General features: G+C 50.5%; 14 protein-coding genes and 1 tRNA gene. 10 read left to right on the top strand and 5 right to left on the bottom strand.

Annotated elements, in window-relative coordinates; genetic code table 11:
* Positions 1-143 precede the first annotated feature (143 nt).
* Both DZE2538_RS07000 and mdtG read left to right on the top strand, forming a co-directional pair.
* A complete protein-coding gene (locus tag DZE2538_RS07000) occupies positions 144-1,064 on the top strand; it encodes a Kdo(2)-lipid IV(A) acyltransferase (protein WP_023640145.1) in 921 nt (306 codons plus the stop codon).
* Between the two features lie 46 nt (positions 1,065-1,110).
* Positions 1,111-2,337 carry a multidrug efflux MFS transporter MdtG gene (gene mdtG, locus DZE2538_RS06995; RefSeq protein ID WP_038915953.1) on the top strand — a complete coding sequence of 409 codons (1,227 nt, stop codon included), beginning with the start codon at positions 1,111-1,113 and terminating at the stop codon, positions 2,335-2,337.
* 84 nt (positions 2,338-2,421) lie between these two features.
* Here mdtG and mdoH read toward each other — a convergent pair whose 3' ends face one another.
* Positions 2,422-4,971 (bottom strand): glucans biosynthesis glucosyltransferase MdoH, encoded by a 2,550-nt coding sequence (gene mdoH, locus DZE2538_RS06990; protein ID WP_019846086.1) that lies wholly within the window; start codon positions 4,969-4,971, stop codon positions 2,422-2,424.
* The gene (locus DZE2538_RS06985; protein ID WP_102802721.1) at positions 4,964-6,466 is read right to left on the bottom strand and encodes a glucan biosynthesis protein G; all 1,503 of its coding nucleotides are present in this window, start codon (positions 6,464-6,466) and stop codon (positions 4,964-4,966) included. Before DZE2538_RS06985 ends, mdoH begins: the two co-directional genes overlap by 8 nt.
* Positions 6,467-6,936: 470 nt before the next feature.
* Between DZE2538_RS06985 and DZE2538_RS21465 the strand changes: the two genes are divergently transcribed.
* Positions 6,937-7,371, top strand: coding sequence for a DUF2946 family protein (locus DZE2538_RS21465; RefSeq protein ID WP_080638964.1), 435 nt, complete (start codon positions 6,937-6,939; stop codon positions 7,369-7,371).
* A 173-nt stretch (positions 7,372-7,544) separates the two neighbouring features.
* Positions 7,545-9,026 (top strand): PepSY-associated TM helix domain-containing protein, encoded by a 1,482-nt coding sequence (locus DZE2538_RS06980; RefSeq protein WP_038915952.1) that lies wholly within the window; start codon positions 7,545-7,547, stop codon positions 9,024-9,026.
* 137 nt (positions 9,027-9,163) lie between these two features.
* Here DZE2538_RS06980 and DZE2538_RS06975 read toward each other — a convergent pair whose 3' ends face one another.
* Positions 9,164-10,828 carry a methyl-accepting chemotaxis protein gene (locus DZE2538_RS06975; protein ID WP_038915951.1) on the bottom strand — a complete coding sequence of 555 codons (1,665 nt, stop codon included), beginning with the start codon at positions 10,826-10,828 and terminating at the stop codon, positions 9,164-9,166.
* A gap of 517 nt (positions 10,829-11,345) precedes the next feature.
* Here DZE2538_RS06975 and DZE2538_RS20815 point away from each other — a divergent pair.
* Positions 11,346-11,840, top strand: a complete 495-nt coding sequence (locus DZE2538_RS20815) for a hypothetical protein (protein WP_152486132.1) — start codon at positions 11,346-11,348, stop codon at positions 11,838-11,840.
* Between the two features lie 190 nt (positions 11,841-12,030).
* On the opposite strand, the gene DZE2538_RS06970 is transcribed toward DZE2538_RS20815, so the two are convergent.
* Positions 12,031-12,306, bottom strand: coding sequence for a hypothetical protein (locus DZE2538_RS06970; protein ID WP_012884257.1), 276 nt, complete (start codon positions 12,304-12,306; stop codon positions 12,031-12,033).
* 598 nt (positions 12,307-12,904) lie between these two features.
* Between DZE2538_RS06970 and DZE2538_RS20255 the strand changes: the two genes are divergently transcribed.
* A complete protein-coding gene (locus DZE2538_RS20255) occupies positions 12,905-13,090 on the top strand; it encodes a GhoT/OrtT family toxin (protein ID WP_019846082.1) in 186 nt (61 codons plus the stop codon).
* 231 nt (positions 13,091-13,321) lie between these two features.
* Here DZE2538_RS20255 and matP read toward each other — a convergent pair whose 3' ends face one another.
* Entirely contained in the window at positions 13,322-13,795 is a 474-nt protein-coding gene (gene matP, locus DZE2538_RS06965) for a macrodomain Ter protein MatP (RefSeq protein ID WP_038915950.1), read from the bottom strand.
* Between the two features lie 208 nt (positions 13,796-14,003).
* On the opposite strand from matP, the gene DZE2538_RS06960 reads away from it, so the two are divergent.
* The 4 genes from DZE2538_RS06960 (at position 14,004) to DZE2538_RS06945 (ending at position 17,584) form a co-directional block, all read left to right on the top strand.
* Positions 14,004-15,734: an AAA family ATPase gene (locus DZE2538_RS06960; RefSeq protein ID WP_038915949.1), complete on the top strand. Its 1,731-nt coding sequence runs from the start codon at positions 14,004-14,006 to the stop codon at positions 15,732-15,734.
* Positions 15,735-15,824: 90 nt separating this feature from the next.
* Complete coding sequence (gene fabA, locus DZE2538_RS06955; RefSeq protein WP_038913710.1) at positions 15,825-16,343, top strand: bifunctional 3-hydroxydecanoyl-ACP dehydratase/trans-2-decenoyl-ACP isomerase; 519 nt, start codon at positions 15,825-15,827, stop codon at positions 16,341-16,343.
* Between the two features lie 329 nt (positions 16,344-16,672).
* The gene (locus DZE2538_RS06950; protein ID WP_038915946.1) at positions 16,673-17,311 is read left to right on the top strand and encodes an RpiB/LacA/LacB family sugar-phosphate isomerase; all 639 of its coding nucleotides are present in this window, start codon (positions 16,673-16,675) and stop codon (positions 17,309-17,311) included.
* Positions 17,312-17,494: 183 nt separating this feature from the next.
* Positions 17,495-17,584, top strand: a tRNA-Ser gene (locus DZE2538_RS06945).
* Positions 17,585-17,792: the final 208 nt, after the last annotated feature.

The following is a 17,792-nucleotide window of genomic DNA, read 5'->3' as shown; positions in this document are numbered from 1 at the left end:
TGATAAATACCGTGTTGAATTTGCGGATAAAAACACACACGTGTTTTCTTCTCAAAAACGTTGCCTTTGGCTGCTCTGTTGGAAAACGCAAATAACTCCATTAACCGTCGGCGTATTATTCGCCGTTTTTTAATACTAACGCTATGACTCAAATCCCCGCCTTCAATCGCTCGCTGCTACACCCACGCTACTGGCCGACCTGGACAGGTATCGCGCTACTCTATCTGTTGGTACTGTTACCCTATCCTCTCATCTATCGCATCGGCACTGGGTTGGGAAGGCTGTCAATGCGCATACTGAAACGCCGCGTCGCGATCACTCATCGGAATTTGCAGCTTTGCTTCCCGGATATGCCGACGGAGGAACGGGAGACGTTGGTTAAGAAAAATTTTGAATCCGTCGGAATGGGCGTCATGGAAACCGGTATGGCCTGGTTTTGGCCAGACTGGCGGGTGGAGCGCTGGTTTACGGTAACCGGACTAGAACACATGCGACCGCTGCGAGAACAACAGCGCGGTGTGTTACTGATTGGCCTGCATTTCCTTACCCTGGAATTAGGGGCCCGTATCTTTGGCATACAAAACGCCGGCATCGGTGTTTATCGACCTAACGACAACAAACTGATCGACTGGCTGCAAACCTGGGGAAGAATGCGCTCTAACAAATCCATGTTGGACCGAAAAGACGTAAAAGGCATGATCCGTGCGCTCAAGCAAGGCGAGATTATCTGGTACGCCCCCGATCATGACTATGGTCCACGCAGTAGCGTGTTTGTTCCTTTATTTGCTGTTAAACATGCCGCAACAACGGTTGGTAGTTATATGCTAGCCCGTGCGGCAAAACCAGCTATTGTGCCGTTCGTCCCCCGCCGTTTGCCGGATGGCAAGGGTTATGAACTGCTCATTCGTCCTGCCCAACTGGATATCCCATTGGAAAATGAGGCCACCACCGCTGCCTGGATGAATAGGCTGGTTGAAGAAAATATTCTGCTGGCACCGGACCAATACATGTGGCTGCATCGCCGTTTTAAAACACGCCCTGACGGGGAACCTTCGCTCTATTGAGCGCTTTTTAAATCACGTGCTGGCTACGACCAGCCAGGGAAACACGATGGACGATACCGCTCCGATTGACTGGAAACGCAACCTCTACATTGCCTGGTTGGGATGTTTCTTTACCGGGGCGGCCTTCAGTTTGGTCATGCCTTTTCTTTCACTTTACGTCGAACAACTGGGTATACAGGGCCATGAGGCGTTAAATCTCTGGTCAGGTGTAGTGTTCAGCATCACGTTTCTATTTTCAGCCGTCGCATCCCCCTTCTGGGGGCGTCTTGCCGATCGCAAAGGGCGAAAATTGATGTTATTACGCTCTGCTCTGGGGATGGCGATAGTGATGGCGCTAATGGGCCTGGTGCAGAATATCTGGCAGTTTTTGTTACTCAGAGCCGCATTGGGTGTTTTGGGCGGATTTGTGCCGAATGCCAATGCGTTGATCGCCACACAAGTGCCCCGTAATCGCAGTGGCTGGGCACTGGGAACCTTGTCTACCGGCGCGGTCGGTGGTGCGCTGCTTGGCCCGCTACTCGGAGGGTATCTGGCCGATACCTTCGGTTTACGCCCCGTATTCTTCATTACTGCTGTGGTGCTGTTTATCTGCTTTCTGGTTACCTTCTTTTTCATTCGAGAACGCATTGAGCCTGTCAGGAAAAAAGACATGCTCAGCGGGCACCAGGTCATGGTTTCACTGAAAAACCCTCAGCTGGTGATGAGCCTGTTCGTCACCACTCTGATCATTCAGGTAGCAACCGGCTCTGTTGCGCCGATACTGACCCTGTATGTACGAGAACTGGCAGGCCAGACCGACAATCTGGCGTTTATCAGTGGCGCGATTGCGGCTATTCCGGGGGTTTCAGCACTCCTGAGCGCCCCCCGGTTGGGAAAACTTGGCGACAAGATTGGTCCGGAGCGGATTCTGGTAGCCATGCTGATATTGTCGGTCTTGTTGCTGATCCCCATGGCGTTCGTGCAATCGCCCTGGCAACTGGCGGCATTACGTTTCCTGCTGGGTGCGGCTGATGGCGCATTACTGCCTGCGGTGCAAACACTACTTATCTATCACTCCTCTCACCAGGTCGCCGGGCGGATATTCAGCTATAACCAGTCATTCCGCGATGTCGGCAATGTGACGGGTCCTTTGTTAGGTGCCAGCGTCTCTGCAAGTTTTGGGTTCAGAGCCGTATTCCTGGTAACGGCCAGCGTTGTGATGATCAACGCATTTTACTCCTGGCTCTCTTTGCGCCGTAAATCAAACCGGGAACCGATATCCGAAGCGGAATGACGCTGAAAACATCACGTTCGGACATACGATGGGCATAAAAAAAGCAACGGACTGGCCGTTGCTTTTTCACTGACTTACGCAAGTTTATTCGCTTTTAATCACCGGCGCAGCAAGCGTCTGGTAATGGTTTCGCCAGTTACTGTACGCATCCGCCTGACTCCAGACCCGATGATGTAAGCGAGCCAATGTCACCGGATCGCTAATCAACGCCAGACGCAAATTGCCATCAACCTCCTGAGGGTTACGGTGCAGTGCGTCATTCACGCGCTGTTCACGCATATCCTCAATCGGCTTACTCAGGCAGTGACGTGCTGTTGCCATGGCACTGGCTAACGCATTGACTGACGGATCAAACACCGCATGCATAAAACCATGCTCCAGCTTGCGCTCACGATTGCGGCGGAAGTACTCGTCGGTCGCCACCAGCTCTCGCGGTGGGTTGGACTCTTCCGGAATAAGTAAAAACTTACCACGTTTGCACGCCAGACCAAGGTTGGCACGACTGGACAATACAGAAACCAGCGGTGACAGAATCAACGAGAAGACGATAGGTCCGAGCCACCACAGGAAGCGCAAATCCAGCCATGCCATGCCGCCAGCCCATACCAAACCCAGTAGCAACTGAGAGCCATGGCGGGCGAAAGCCTCGCTCCAGGGCGTTGCGTCATCATCACGCTGTGGCGATTTCCATTGTACTGACCACCCCAGAAATGCGCTGACCACAAATACGGTATGGAACAACATACGCACCGGCGCCAGTAAGACGGAAAACAGCATTTCAATCAGCAGTGAAGTACACAACCTTATCGAACCACCATACGCCTTAGCCCCCTTGGCACAGACCAGAATGACACTCAGCAGCTTGGGCAGGAACAGCAACACCAGTGTTGTTGAGAACAACGCTATCGCCAGTTCCGGACGCCACTGCGGCCACACCGGGAATAATTGACGGGGCTGCAGGAAATACTGCGGCTCCATCAGCGTATGTACCACCTGCAATGCTGTAGAAAGCGCCAGGAACATGAACCACAGCGGCGCAGACAGGTAAGACATCACCCCCGTCAAAAATACCGCACGGTGTACCGGGTGCATGCCTTTGACCAGAAACAGGCGGAAATTCATCAAGTTGCCGTGGCACCAGCGACGATCGCGTTTCAATTCGTCCAGCAGGTTAGGCGGTAATTCTTCATAACTGCCCGGTAAATCATAGGCTATCCATACGCCCCACCCGGCACGACGCATCAGCGCAGCTTCGACAAAGTCATGCGACAGGATAGAGCCGGCAAAAGACCCTTCACCTGGCAACGGCGCCAACGCACAATGCTCTATGAAAGGTTTCAACCGGATGATGGCGTTATGCCCCCAATAATGGGATTCACCTAACTGCCAGAAATGCAGACCGGCAGTGAACAGCGGCCCATAAACACGGGTAGCAAACTGCTGGCAGCGGGCATACAGCGTATCCATACCCGATGCACGCGGCGCAGACTGGATAATCCCGGCGTTTGGATTGGCTTCCATCAAGCGAACCAGTGATGTTAAGCACTCCCCGCTCATCACGCTGTCCGCATCCAGCACCACCATATAGCTGTACTGGCTGCCCCAACGACGGCAGAAGTCATCGATGTTGCCACTCTTACGCTTCACACGACGACGACGGCGACGATAGAAGATACGACCCGCACCGTCGACTTCGCGGCACAAATCCATCCACGCTTTTTGTTCCGCGATGCAAATATCCGGATCATTACTGTCACTGAGGACATAAATATCAAAATGATCCAGATCACCGGTAGCCGCCACCGACTCATAGGTCGCCCGCAGACCTGCGAAAACGCGTTCTACGTCTTCATTACAGATAGGCATAATCAATGCCGTGCGATGCGCCGGGTTCAACGGCTCATTCCCGGTGACTGTCGATGAGATACTGTATTTATCCTTACCGATCAGCAACTGCAGGAAGCCCATCAGCGCCGTCCAGAAACCGGCGGAGACCCAGCAGAACAGTATCGCAAACAGGATCAATATTCCGCTTTGCAGCACATAAGGCAGCAATTGCATGATGGTGCGCCAGACATCCTGATGGACCATCGCAAACGGATCGATCAAGGCCCACCCCTGATAAGGAAGAATAGTCTTCATATACCAGGTAGCAATCGCGGTTTGAAACAGGGTCAACACCAGCAGAATATAACGACGCAGCGTTCCCACCTTACGCCAGCGGTTTTCCGCTTCGTTTTCCTCTGCCGTTTTGTACTGATGACGAGGAGGTTTGGTGCGGCCTTTGAAGGTATCCCACCAGCGTACCATTGGGTTCGTCTGCCAGGCATCGGGGAACATGGAAGCGCGGGTAATACGCGGCATAGCCTGCAATGCGGTACGACCTTCACGATCTTTGCCCAGTTGCTTACCGCCATTGAGCCCATCTTCCCACGCCATTTCCAGACGGCGCGACACAGAAACCAACGGAACATCGTCCGGCGACTGCATATTGACAGCAGAACCGTCAGACAGTGACTGATGCAAGGAAGACAGATCCTGAGACGAAGACAGCGTCTCACGAAGGGCCTCTGCCTGCCCGGCAGGCAGAGGTAATTTCTCGATATACTCGAGGGAAGCAGTTGATTTATTCATTAGCAGGCAGCTGATAGCTCCAGGTTTCAGTCAATGTGGTATCACCATTGACCAACGCTGCTCGCATTTCCGTCGGCTGCTTGTTGTCCTTCACTTTCAGACGCAGTGTCAGACGCCAGCCATGTGTTACCGGATTATAGCGAACACTGTTTTCCACAATTTCGCCGTTGTCGCCAATACTGGCCTGCGACGCGACCGGCGTATTCGGATCCAGATCCTTCATTTTGCCGCCGGCAAAATCAACCAGGAATGCGATGGTGCCATCCGGCTGACGAATCAGGTTAGACTGTTTCACATCACCCGTCGAACGCATGGTTTGCATGACATAAGCCTGTTCCGGCGAATGCAGTGCTTCTTCATCCCGGGTGAAATGCAGGCGGTACTTCATTTCCAGCGGCTTGCCTTTTTCTGGCAGGTTTTCCGGTGTCCAGAAAGCCACAATATTGTCATTGGTTTCATCCGCAGTCGGAATTTCTACCAATTCAACTTTGCCTTTACCCCAGTCGCCTTTGGTTTCAACCCAACCGCTTGGACGCAGGTCATAACGGTCGTCCAAGTCTTCATAACCGGAGAAGTTACGGCCACGTTGCAGCAGACCAAAGCCTTTCGGGTTTTCAATGGTATAAGTGCTGACCGACAAGTGTTTGGGATTATTCAGCGGACGCCAGATCCACTCACCATTACCGGCATGAATCGACAGACCATCGGAATCATGCAGCGCCGGGCGGTAGTTCAGCGTCGGCGATGGCTGGTTTGGCCCAAACAGGAACATACTGGTCAACGGCGCTACGCCCAATTTACCCACTTTGTCACGCAGATAGATTTTGGCTTCCACGTCCATCATGCTGTCACTGCCCGGATAAAGCACAAACCGGTAGGCACCAACAGAACGCGGAGAATCCAGCAACGCATAGATCACCAGATGCTTGTCTTCCGGTTTCGGATGCTCAATCCAGAATTCGCGAAAACGCGGGAATTCTTCACCGGAAGGCAATGCCGTGTCGATAGCCAACCCGCGGGCAGACAAACCATACACCTGCCCTTTACCAACGATACGGAAATAACTCGCCCCCAGCATGCTGAGGATTTCATCGTTCTTATCCGCTTTATTGATTGGGTAAAGCACCTTGAAGCCAGCAAAGCCCAGATCTTTCACGGTTGCCGGGTCATGGTTGACCGAGCCAAAATCGAAGTAATCCGTAGAATATTTGATTTCGTTGACTTCAGTGGCAGTCACTTCGTTGATTTTGACCGGAATGTCAAAATACATACCTTGATGGTAGAACTGCAGTTTGAAAGGCGTTGGGTCTGAATTCCAGTAGGATTTGTCCTGGTTGAAGCGAATTTGCTGATAATCGGCAAATTTCATGTCACGAAACTGGGCTGGAAGATTGCTCTTTGGCGCTTCATAACCCTTTTCAGCCAGCTTTTCCGCCTTTTGCGCCACATCATCAATGGAAAAAGCCCAGGCGTGCAATGATGTCAGAGACAACATGACCGCCGCTGAAACCCAGCGAAGATTAGCAACACGCTGCTTAACCCTAAATTTATTAACCAGCACATCTCCCCCTGTATGTGTGCCTAAATCAACTAAAACCCATATTAATGGATAAGTTAGCTTTCCGACAACTTGAGAAAAGAATGGTTCATCATAATAGGTCACCGTTTAGACAACATCGACCTACTTCAGCGATAAACCACGTCCTCAAGATGAAAAACCATAACGGATATGACGCCAGAAATGCCTAGGAATCATCCGTTGAGAAACGAGGGTAAATTTTCCTCTCACATGACGGCAGTAGCAAGAAACTTCTGGCTCCGACAGGCATTAAACGGCGATTTATGGAAAACAGAGCGCAATTTTTTCACCGAACGAGATCAAAAAAGAACATTTTCTTAACCCTAACCGACTGATCGGGTACAGTGTCGCCCATTCTGCCTTTTTCTGAGCATCGCATGTAACGCATGTCCCTGTTTGAACTGAGACAACGACGCCTCCCTGCCTGGCTTGGGATATTGGCCCTTGTCATGATCTTTTTGGCTCCGCCCATTTCGCAATCGCTGCGAAATAGCCATCTCGTTCAAACCCCCTATCCCGCTTTACTGTCAGCAATGGCCCCCATGCCGGGTCATCATGAACGCCACAGTATGTCTACGCCCCCTGCGCATTCTGCTCATTCGCCTATCACCCCGATGTCACACGGGGAAATGGGGATGGAGGATCATGCAGCCTGTGGTTACTGTGTCCTGCTGTCACATTTACCGCTGCTGGCACTATCTGGTGCACTCCAACCAGTCCATGCTGTCTGGCTATCCCGCTGGCAGACACCTCGCCCTACATTTTCATCGCCTTATATTCTACGTTTCCTGCCGCCGTTACCGCGCGCGCCCCCCTTATAAATCGCCCGGTGATAAAAACGACTGTGTTCATAAAGCGTGCCATCACGCCGCATTACTTACGGCCGAGTTCACCAATGAGAAGGTGACTTCAGATGCCGTTGAACACCCATGTCCGCCAACAAGCGCAGTGATATCCGCTGTCGGCGGCAGGCTTATGCTATTACGGAGATGTTATGTCCGAGTCAAAAACAGCCACCCCCTATGCCCATCAGGCAGAAACGCTCACGGATGTGTCGCCCGTGCAGGATGCGAGTCGCGACAATCTGGTTCGCTCTCAACGCGTCGCGGTGCAGGCATTATTGATGCGTTTGCATTTTTACATTGGGTTATTTGTTGGCCCGTTCATCTTTATTGCGGCCCTGACGGGTACGCTCTATGTGCTAACCCCTCAGATTGAAACAAAACTCTATTCTCACCAGTTATTTACCGATACCACAGGAACTCCGCAGTTGCTGTCGCAACAGATTACCGCCGCAGCGCAGGCATTGGGTAATAAGGCACAATATGCCCGGCTGACCGCCGTTCGCCCCGCCCCCGGCGCTGGACAGACGACGCGGGTGATGTACTCACTGCCAGAACTCGGCCCTTCCGAAAGTTTTGCGGTTTTTGTGGATCCGGTATCTCTTGATATCCGTGGTGCCCTGACTGTCTACGGCACCAGCGGTATTTTACCGTTTCGCACCATGCTGGATTATCTACATCGCAACCTGTTGCTGGGCGATATTGGCCGTCATTACAGCGAACTGGCGGCTTCCTGGCTATGGATTGCCGCACTGGGAGGGGGTTATATCTGGATCTCGACCCGCAAAGCGCAGCCCCGTTTACGCCGTCGCCCCACCAGCGGGCGTCAAAGTCCCGTCCGACTGCGTCAGGGATTGCGCCGCAATCACTCGACTATTGGTTTGCTGTTGTTGCTTGGATTGCTTTTTTTCTCAGCAACCGGCCTGACCTGGTCACGCTGGGCAGGCGACAATGTTGCCCAGCTTCGCGCTGTACTGGGGTGGCAAACCCCGTCGGTGAATACCCATCTGGATACGGTGCCGAACACGCCAGCGTCACCACATGCAGAACATCACATGATGCCGATGCCTGCGATACCCTCCTCTGTCACACCGCAGACCTTCGATAACGTGCTGGCCGCTGCCAGAGACGCGGGTATTGATGCGGGGAAAATAGAGATTCGGCCATCACTCAAACCCCAACGTGCCTGGACTGTTAGTGAAATTGATCGAACATGGCCTACACAGGTTGATGCGGTTGCCGTTGACCCAACAACGTTCCATGTCATGGATACCGTCCGTTTTGCTGACTATCCATTGGCCGCCAAACTGACTCGCTGGGGCATTGACGCTCACATGGGCGTGCTGTTCGGCCTGCCCAACCAACTGTTGCTCGCGGCTTTTGGGCTCGGACTCTGCTGTCTGATTGCCTGGGGATATCGCATGTGGTGGATACGTCGTCCAACATATACGTCCACCCGCAACCCGGCACAGACTCTGACCACGGCGTTCTTACAATTGGCTGTGCCTCTCCGGCTGCTGGTGCTGATAATTTCAGGCGTATTGATGGTTAGCCTGCCCGTTATGGGAGTCAGTCTGATACTGTTTTTAGTGGCCGATATCTGGCGATGGTCGCAACATCGGCGCATTGGGTAATTATCCGGTCTGACAAGATCGCAAAAATCATTAACCACCACGGTACACTCCAGTGATACCGGTGTTGGGCTGTAAAAAAACCGCAGTACGACATCGTGTCGCTGCGGTTTTTATTTGCATCGGCAATGAATCATTGATCAGAACGTTACCCATTCTGGGGTATCAGACACGTTCGCGTTTTTTGTACCCGGCAACCCGGTCAGCGCCAGCCCTTTTCCTGCTGATTCGCGCCGTATCGTCCCTTTCTCCGTGCCCGACTTGTTCAGCTTGAATACACTGACGGTCTTCGCCAGCGTTTGTGCCTGCTCCTGTAGCGATAATGCTGCTGCTGCGGATTCCTCTACCAGAGCAGCATTCTGCTGCGTCGTCGTATCGATCTGACCGATCGCCAGGTTTATCTGATTAATGCCTTCACTTTGCTCCAGGCTGGCTCTCGCGATTTCCGTAATCACACTATCGGCGTTGTGCGCATTATCAATCACCGCCCCCATCGTGTGCTCCGTGTTTTCCACCAGCGACATGCCGTCCTGCACTTTCTGCACCGAGTTATCAATCAGCTCTTTAATTTCTTTGGCCGAATTCGCACTGCGTTGTGCCAGAGCCCGAACTTCGCTGGCCACTACCGCGAACCCTCGCCCTTGTTCGCCTGCCCGGGCTGCTTCCACGGCAGCATTCAGCGCCAGAATATTGGTCTGGAACGCAATACTGTCGATAACCCCGATAATTTCAGCCATGCGTTGGGAAGCATCGCGTATTTCACGCATCTCCCGGGTGACGTCCACCATCATTTCACCACTCTGACGCACAATATCAGAAGCCTGTCCCGCCAGTGACGCGGCGTGTTCCGTATTGGCCGCCGTATTTTTGATAGTCGCGGTCAGTTGTTCAATCGACGCGGCGGTTTCTTCCAGCGAACTGGCCTGTTCCTCTGTTCGGGCGGACAAATCCTGATTGCCTGATGCAATCTGCGAGGCAGCAGAAGAGATGGTTTCAGCGCCCTCACGAACCTGACTGACGATATTGCACAAACTGTCATTCATCCCATACAGTGCGTGCAATAACTTCCCGGTTTCATCTTGTGTGCACACCGACGCTTCAGACGTTAAATCACCTTTGGCAACTTTCTCTGCCAGTGTGAGCGCCTCCTGCAACGGCCGCGTCACACTACGGGTAATCCCCCAGGCGATCAGCCCGCCAGCCACAATGCTGATGATAAAAACCATCAACAGCATCATACGAATTTCGTTGTAACTCGTTTGCACCATATCCTGTGCGCCAATCATTTGGCTATCCTGGTAATTGATGAAGTCGGCAACTTTGCTTTTATATTTTTTCTGCAACGCCTGTGAGACGCCCATCAATTCAGCCATAGCTTCACGCTTGTTCCCACGACTAGCCAGGTCCATCAACTTATTCGCTGACAAGGTGTACTCGCTGCGAATCTGCTGGATATCTTTAAGCAAACCAATAGAGTGAGCATCTTTAACGTCTTTATTCAATTCATTCAGTAAAGTCGTAATTTCCGCAGAGTGCGCTTTAATCTCTTCATTCTGCTTTTGAATATCCGCCGCGGAGTCTGACATTAAAACAAACTGTTGCCCCAGCAACGCATTATTCAGCTCATCAACCAACTTATTTCCTTTTGCTGTCAACGGATAAAGGTCAGAGACGGTATAATCCATTTTTTGGTTAAAATCGCTCAATTTACTTAATGCCACAGCACCTGAAATCAATAGCATAACAATAAGAAATGAAAATCCGATTGCCAGTCTGTAGCCTATTTTTAAATTAGAAAAATTCATTATGAGCCCCTTTAATAAAATCCTTTTGTTTACAATCCAATAAACCGATTGGTAAATAATGTATATTTACCCGATCCCATACCTTGGCAGATTCATTCTTTTGGCTGTATGAATCATGGGTTCCCCCTCTATACACGCCATACTTCAGCCTGAACTTGCCCTAAAGTACCCCGCGTGGCGCGTACGCATTTTGTCCTGACTTTCAAATTATTTGAGGTATATCACTGTATTGGATATATACCCATTTGGGATATATCCCCATATAGAAAGAACGAGAAGTAAGATAACAGCACTGATCTCTTACCTGAGCGACAGGTGACAGCATCTGTGTGATGCAATGTACATTGGGGAAATGCACATCGGGGAAAGTCGGGCTTTAATATGTCTCGGTTGGTACAGTGGGTACATTTACCGTATATTTTATGTCTGGAAATCACATTATCCTCCATGATTATCATTTCCTGCGATGAATCCGTCGCTAAAGCAACCCTGCATGGTTTAGTGTTAAGTCTGAAACATGGCACAGTTATATCTATTAGATATTGATTGCAATAATCGGATTCGGCGTCCTGCCATCCTCATTATCAGCGTCATCTCTGTGATGAAATCACACCGATGGTGGATTGTTTCATATTATAAAAAGAATAGTAAGTGCATTGTTGTTGTTGACAGGAAAATCTTACAAAATTTTCCATATCATTACGCTATAAATAATGTGACTGTCTATTTAAGCAATATTTTTGATCCGAAAATACTTTTCATAGGAACACACGTTTCTCTGCAAGAGAGCAGGAAAATATTCGGTTTTTTTTGGAAAGATAGCGCAATGTTTATTTTTCAGGCGAACACCTGGCAAAACGGCACCCAGCTTTATTCAGATACACTGGATGCTGTTTGTTCGCCTTCGTCATCTCTCATGCCTTACTGGAACCGGCGTGGTCGACTATCGGCATCAGATCATAGCGAACAATACACACGACACCCTGTGCTAACAACAGTTGATGAAAACTGAGTAGTCCGAATCAGGTAAAAGTTCCTTCAGGCTACCCTTCTCTTTGCAACGACGCTGTTGCTATCAAGCATACGGGGATAAGGCGGCTGTATTGATGAAGCAGGCAGGGAAAGCGGGGGCTCAAACTCAATCGAGAAAAACAAGATAAATGCTGTACCACTTAAGGCTGATACAGCATGCAAGGCACGGATTATTTCTTCCTGGATGTTCCTTTGCCTTTTAGCAACTGGCGAAGTTTCTTGATTTCCTTCGCTGTCAGCGGTTGTTCGACGATCTCTTCCGTGTTCTGGCTATCAACGATCTCTGCCTCATCAGCGTCATGGGCATGATCTTCGATATCAAAACTTCTCAGCAAACGGGCACTGACCTCAGCGCTGATAGAAACCTCGTTTTCCAACGCGGCAGCTTTGATCTTTTCTTTCAGCTCTGATGGGATTTTCAGTGACAGACTGGATATCTCACTCATTTCATTACCTTTCTGGCAGGATAAAGTCCCAAACTATGCCAGTCCTTTAGTAAAGTCCATACTGAAACAAAAAATTAATATAATCGTCATATAAATAACAAAAAAACATAAAAAATACGTGTTTTTGATGTGATATAGATCTCGGTTTTATTCTTTTTAACGCATCCGCTTTTTAAACGTATCCTGACTATACACCGTGAGTAGCGAGTTTTATCACAGCCACACATTGCGTTTTATACTTTGCCTGAAAATAAATAATTATCTAAAAAAGGGATAAACGCAGCTCAGACTATTCCGGATTTGTATTCTTTGACATATCTGACAAAAATAAAATCTGACTCTGTGTAATATTATTACAAAGTAAATTTTACGGCTGAGTGCCCAACAGCAGCGGCATTCCATGCTGTTAACATTTTTCCGGCACTCAGGCACGCATAGTGAGAGTCTGCCACGACAGTGGTGATGTTCGCTGAGTGGCCGTGTGGCAAGGTTTACCCGCCGGTATGTCCACACAGGCATCACTCAGGTCGGTTAATCGATTGATCGTAAAATTTTAACGGCATAGAATACGCGCCCCTGCAACCATAAGGAAGTAAATGTGTCACACCATCACCTGTGGGAAATGATCAGAACCCTCTATTTCCTGGGCCTTTCGGTCTCGATGATATTTACTTTTTTTATGAGCAAAGATAATTCGTTAATCATGCGTTTTTTAGCCGCCATATTAATTGGTGTCACCTGGCCATTAAGTTTTCCGGTCGTCATCGTTTTTTCATTTTTTTAATTATTGTACCCAAAATAATTTAAGTCTCAGGGCAATCAGTTAGCATGTGGAAATGTGTTGGTATGCGGAACTGCCCGGTACTCTCGGAGATGAGGTCTGAAGTCTGCTATGGAACACCGCGTGCACAGAGAAGGCTAACATCAGGGATAACGCATTAACGCGGCTTAACGAGTAACCCCTGCTTAATCGATGAACTTAACTTATGAAATAGCGCGTTATCACCGATATGTTTCAGTCAGAAACGTCATTTTCCGGTGGCTGATTTAGCAAGGCCTGGAGGTCTTGTCTGAGCAGCGACATCTGGCTGGCGTACTTTTCTTTATGCTCTGCGTCTTCAAGCAATTGCACAATAGTTTCCGACAGGGTAATACCGCGACGCTGCGCCAGCGCTGCCAGACGTTGCCACACCAGATAATCGAGATCGATAGATTTTTTACGGGTGTGCTGGTGTTCCGCGTTGAAATGCCGTTTACGCCGGGCTCGAATCGTCTGCTTCATGCGATTCTCCAGAGTGGGATTCATGCACTGCGCAATCCACTCCAGTACCAGCACCGGCTGACTTTCCATTTTCAATAGCCGGTTGACGGCTTCATCAGCTGCACTTTGCTCAATAAAGCGCGTTATAGGCTCACCCTCACGATGTTTTTTAACCAGGTACTTCCACTTCCAGCCGCACTCAAGATTTTTTAGTTGTTGATATTTCATACATTATTCTTTAGTGACCGTGTAACGTGCCTGAACTTGCCCCCATTGTTGCCCGATATTCCCACTACAGGCAATCCCTGTCTGGCTATTTTTCACCCAGAATAGGCCCTGAATGCTCTCTTGTTAGCCTCTCCCGCCTCTGCACGTATGCAGCCTTGAGAATTCTTGTATAATTACGCTTTTCCTTTAAACGATTACAGCAGATACTTTGACCAATAACCGACTCGAATGGCAGCACCTGCTGCCCGATCATACGCCATATCAGACGTTATTCTCCCAGGCAGCCCAACTTGCCCCCGCTGAGTTCTCTGCGGTGCAACCTCGGCTTGCTGATGCGCTGACGATTTTTTGCCATCCCCGCTCACCTTCGCAGTTTATGCTGCTGAAGGCACAGGAGAATAATGCCTATCTGGCTTTGATTGCCAATGCCATCGCGCAGTTGCCTGCACGGCAGCCAGAAACGCTATCTGGCTATCGTTATCATATTGATGGACGTCAGATCAGCATTCAGCCAGCCCAGTATCCGGATGACAATTTTGCGGCTACGTTGCGCTGCGGCTATCAGGAGTGGATCGAACCGGAACAGCTATTTGGCTGTGTACGGATGTACAAAGATGACATCAGCCTGCAACCCGGCCTGCTCCATCGCGTCAACGGCGGTACCCTGATACTGTCCGCACGGACATTGCTGGCCCAGCCGCTGATGTGGTTGCGGCTTAAGCAAATTATCATCGATGGTCAATATCACTGGTTGTCTCCCGATGAGCGACGACCGTTACCGGTAGAGATCCCGCCGATGCCGGTCGACCTGCGTCTGGTCGTGCTCGGCGATCGTGACAGTCTGGGCGATATCCACGATATGGAACCAGAACTGGGCGAACTGGCGATCTATGGTGAATTTGAGTCGCAGCTGCAATTAATCGAGCCGGAAGATATGGTGCACTGGTGTTCTTACATCAACGCATTGTGTCTGGAAAATCAGTTGCCGTTGCTGTCTGCCGACGCCTGGCCGGAACTGTTCTCACTGGCCGTTCGCTATAGCGGCGATCAGGGTAATGTGCCGTTATGTCCGCAATGGTTAACTCACCAGCTCAAACACGCGGCTCTCTATACGCGCCAGGAAGAAATTACCGGGCAAGCGTTTATTGATTCGGTGACGGCACGCCGCTGGCGCGAAGGATATCTGTCCGAGCGCATGCAGGATGAAATCGAATTAGGCCAGATTCTGATCGAAACCGAAGGCGACATGATTGGCCAGGTCAACGGCCTGTCGGTGCTGGAATACCCTGGCTACCCGCTGATGTTTGGTGAGCCGGCCCGTATCAGTTGCGTGGTCCATCCCGGCGATGGCGAACTCACCGATGTCGAGCGTAAGGCCGAATTGGGTGGCAACCTGCATGCTAAAGGTATGATGATCATGCAGGCGTTTCTGATTTCCGAGTTGGAACTCGAGCAACAGCTGCCATTTTCTGCCTCGATCGTGTTTGAACAGTCCTATGGTGAGGTCGATGGCGATAGTGCGTCACTGGCTGAACTTAGCGCGCTGGTGAGTGCCTTGTCGCAATGCCCTATCAATCAACAACTGGCTGTGACCGGTTCCGTCGACCAGTTTGGGCATGTACAGCCGATTGGTGGCGTTAACGAAAAAATCGAAGGGTTCTTCGAAGTATGCCAACGTCGCGGACTGACAGGTAAGCAAGGGGTAATCATCCCATCGACCAATCAACGTCATTTATGCCTGTTGCCGGACGTCGTTGATGCTGTGCGCAACGATCAGTTCCATATCTACGTCGTGGATTCGGTTGCCGAAGCACTGACGTTGTTGACGCAGATACCTTACGACGATGAACATCAACCCAGCCTGCTGGCAGCGATCCGTGAACGAATCGCGCAGTTGGCGCCACCGGAACGGCGTCGCTTTCCGTGGTTTTTCCGTTGAAGAAACTGGTTGGGCCAGAAGCAACAGACTTGCTCAGCGTACATCTGTACGCTAACCTGCCTGCTCCACAAAAACAGGGCTTATAGAAACATGGTAGACAAACGCGATTCCTATTCAAAAGAAGATCTTTTCGCCAGCGGACGCGGTGAACTGTTTGGGCCACAAGGGCCACAACTGCCAGCCGGCAACATGCTGATGATGGATCGTGTCATCTCTATGACCGAAGACGGTGGTCTGCATGGAAAAGGCTATGTGGAAGCAGAACTGGATATCAATCCTGATCTGTGGTTCTTCGGTTGCCACTTCATCGGTGACCCGGTGATGCCAGGCTGTCTGGGTCTGGATGCAATGTGGCAGTTAGTTGGTTTCTATCTCGGCTGGCTGGGCGGCGAAGGTAAAGGTCGAGCGCTGGGCGTAGGCGAAGTGAAGTTCACCGGGCAGGTGCTGCCGAACGCTAAAAAAGTGACATATCGTATCCATTTCAAGCGCGTTATCAACCGTAAGCTCATCATGGGCATCGCCGACGGCGAAGTGTTGGTTGATGGTCGCCTGATCTACACAGCAACCGATTTGAAAGTCGGCCTGTTCAAAGATACCAGCACATTCTAATTCCGCGTCGCTTATCGATAGCGATGAGATGAATAGAAAAAACGCGGCGATAACGCCGCGTTTTGTTATTACTATTTCTGTTATACCTGACACCTACCCCCTTACCATGTGCCGTTTGCACATTAAATACGCCGTCCGGCAACCCAGCCCATTCGCACAACACATCACAGCAGCATCGGTCATCACGAGATGGTCGAGCAGGTCACGTTTTTGCGATCAATTCCGGTTTCTGGTGGTTTGCGGTTTCTGATGAGCAAGGTATACTGGGCCAATTGAAATGAAATAGTGTTTTAAAAAATGTAGTTGTCCGCACACTTAAAGGAACGAACATGAAAATTGCACTGATTAACGAGAACAGCCAGGCGGCAAAAAACGCGATTATCGCGGCTGCTCTGTCCAAAGCCGTTGAACCGATGGGTCACACCGTACACAACTACGGTCAATATGCTGTTGAAGACGCTGCACAGCTGACCTACATCCAGAACGGTATTCTGGCTGCTATCCTGCTGAACTCCGGTGCCGCTGATTTCGTGGTTACAGGTTGTGGTACGGGTCAGGGTGCGATGCTGGCCTGTAACTCTTTCCCGGGTGTAATCTGTGGTCTGGTTGTTGACCCGTCTGACGCTTACCTGTTCTCTCAGATCAATAACGGTAATGCCGTTTCTCTGCCTTACGCCAAAGGCTTTGGCTGGGGTGCTGAACTGAACCTGGAAAACCTGTTCACCCAGTTGTTCAAAGAAGAAGGTGGCCGTGGTTACCCGAGCGATCGCGTTGCTCCGCAACAGCGCAACAAGAAAATCCTGGATGCAGTAAAAGCAGTGACCTACAACGATCTGATCACCATTCTGAAAGGTCTGGATCAGGATCTGGTTAAAGGCGCTATCGCTGGTCCGAAATTCCAGGAATATTTCTTCGCCAACAGTACCAACGCAGAGCTGGCCAGTTTCATCAAATCCCTGCTGAACTAATTCAGCCAGTCTCTGTTATCCCGACCACCGCATACGCGGTGGTCTTTTTTTATCGGTAATTTGACGCACGTCTGTTCAGGTCGAACAACTGTTAGCCAGACGTTTTAAAAGCCTGAAATACTGCTTGACCATAACTGGGTGACTCCCTATAGTAGCGCCCCGTTGCCCTTGAGGTAACAATCCGGTGAGGTGTCCGAGTGGCTGAAGGAGCACGCCTGGAAAGTGTGTATACGTGAAAACGTATCGAGGGTTCGAATCCCTCCCTCACCGCCAGATTAAAAACAAAAACCCCAGACGCAAGTCTGGGGTTTTTGTTTTTAACCGATGACGGGACAGATGAGAAGCCTCGACAGGGTTCGACAAAACGGCCTGCCGTTTTGGACCGCCGCAGGCGACCCGCAGGGCGAGCGCCACGCGCGAGTCTATCCCGACCGGGCCGGTATCGCTTCCCCTTCTTTCCAGACGCAAGTCTGGGGTTTTT

It is taken from the genome of Dickeya zeae NCPPB 2538 (assembly GCF_000406165.1).
Lineage (GTDB): Bacteria > Pseudomonadota > Gammaproteobacteria > Enterobacterales > Enterobacteriaceae > Dickeya > Dickeya zeae.
This window is presented reverse-complemented; position numbering and strand designations above follow the sequence as displayed.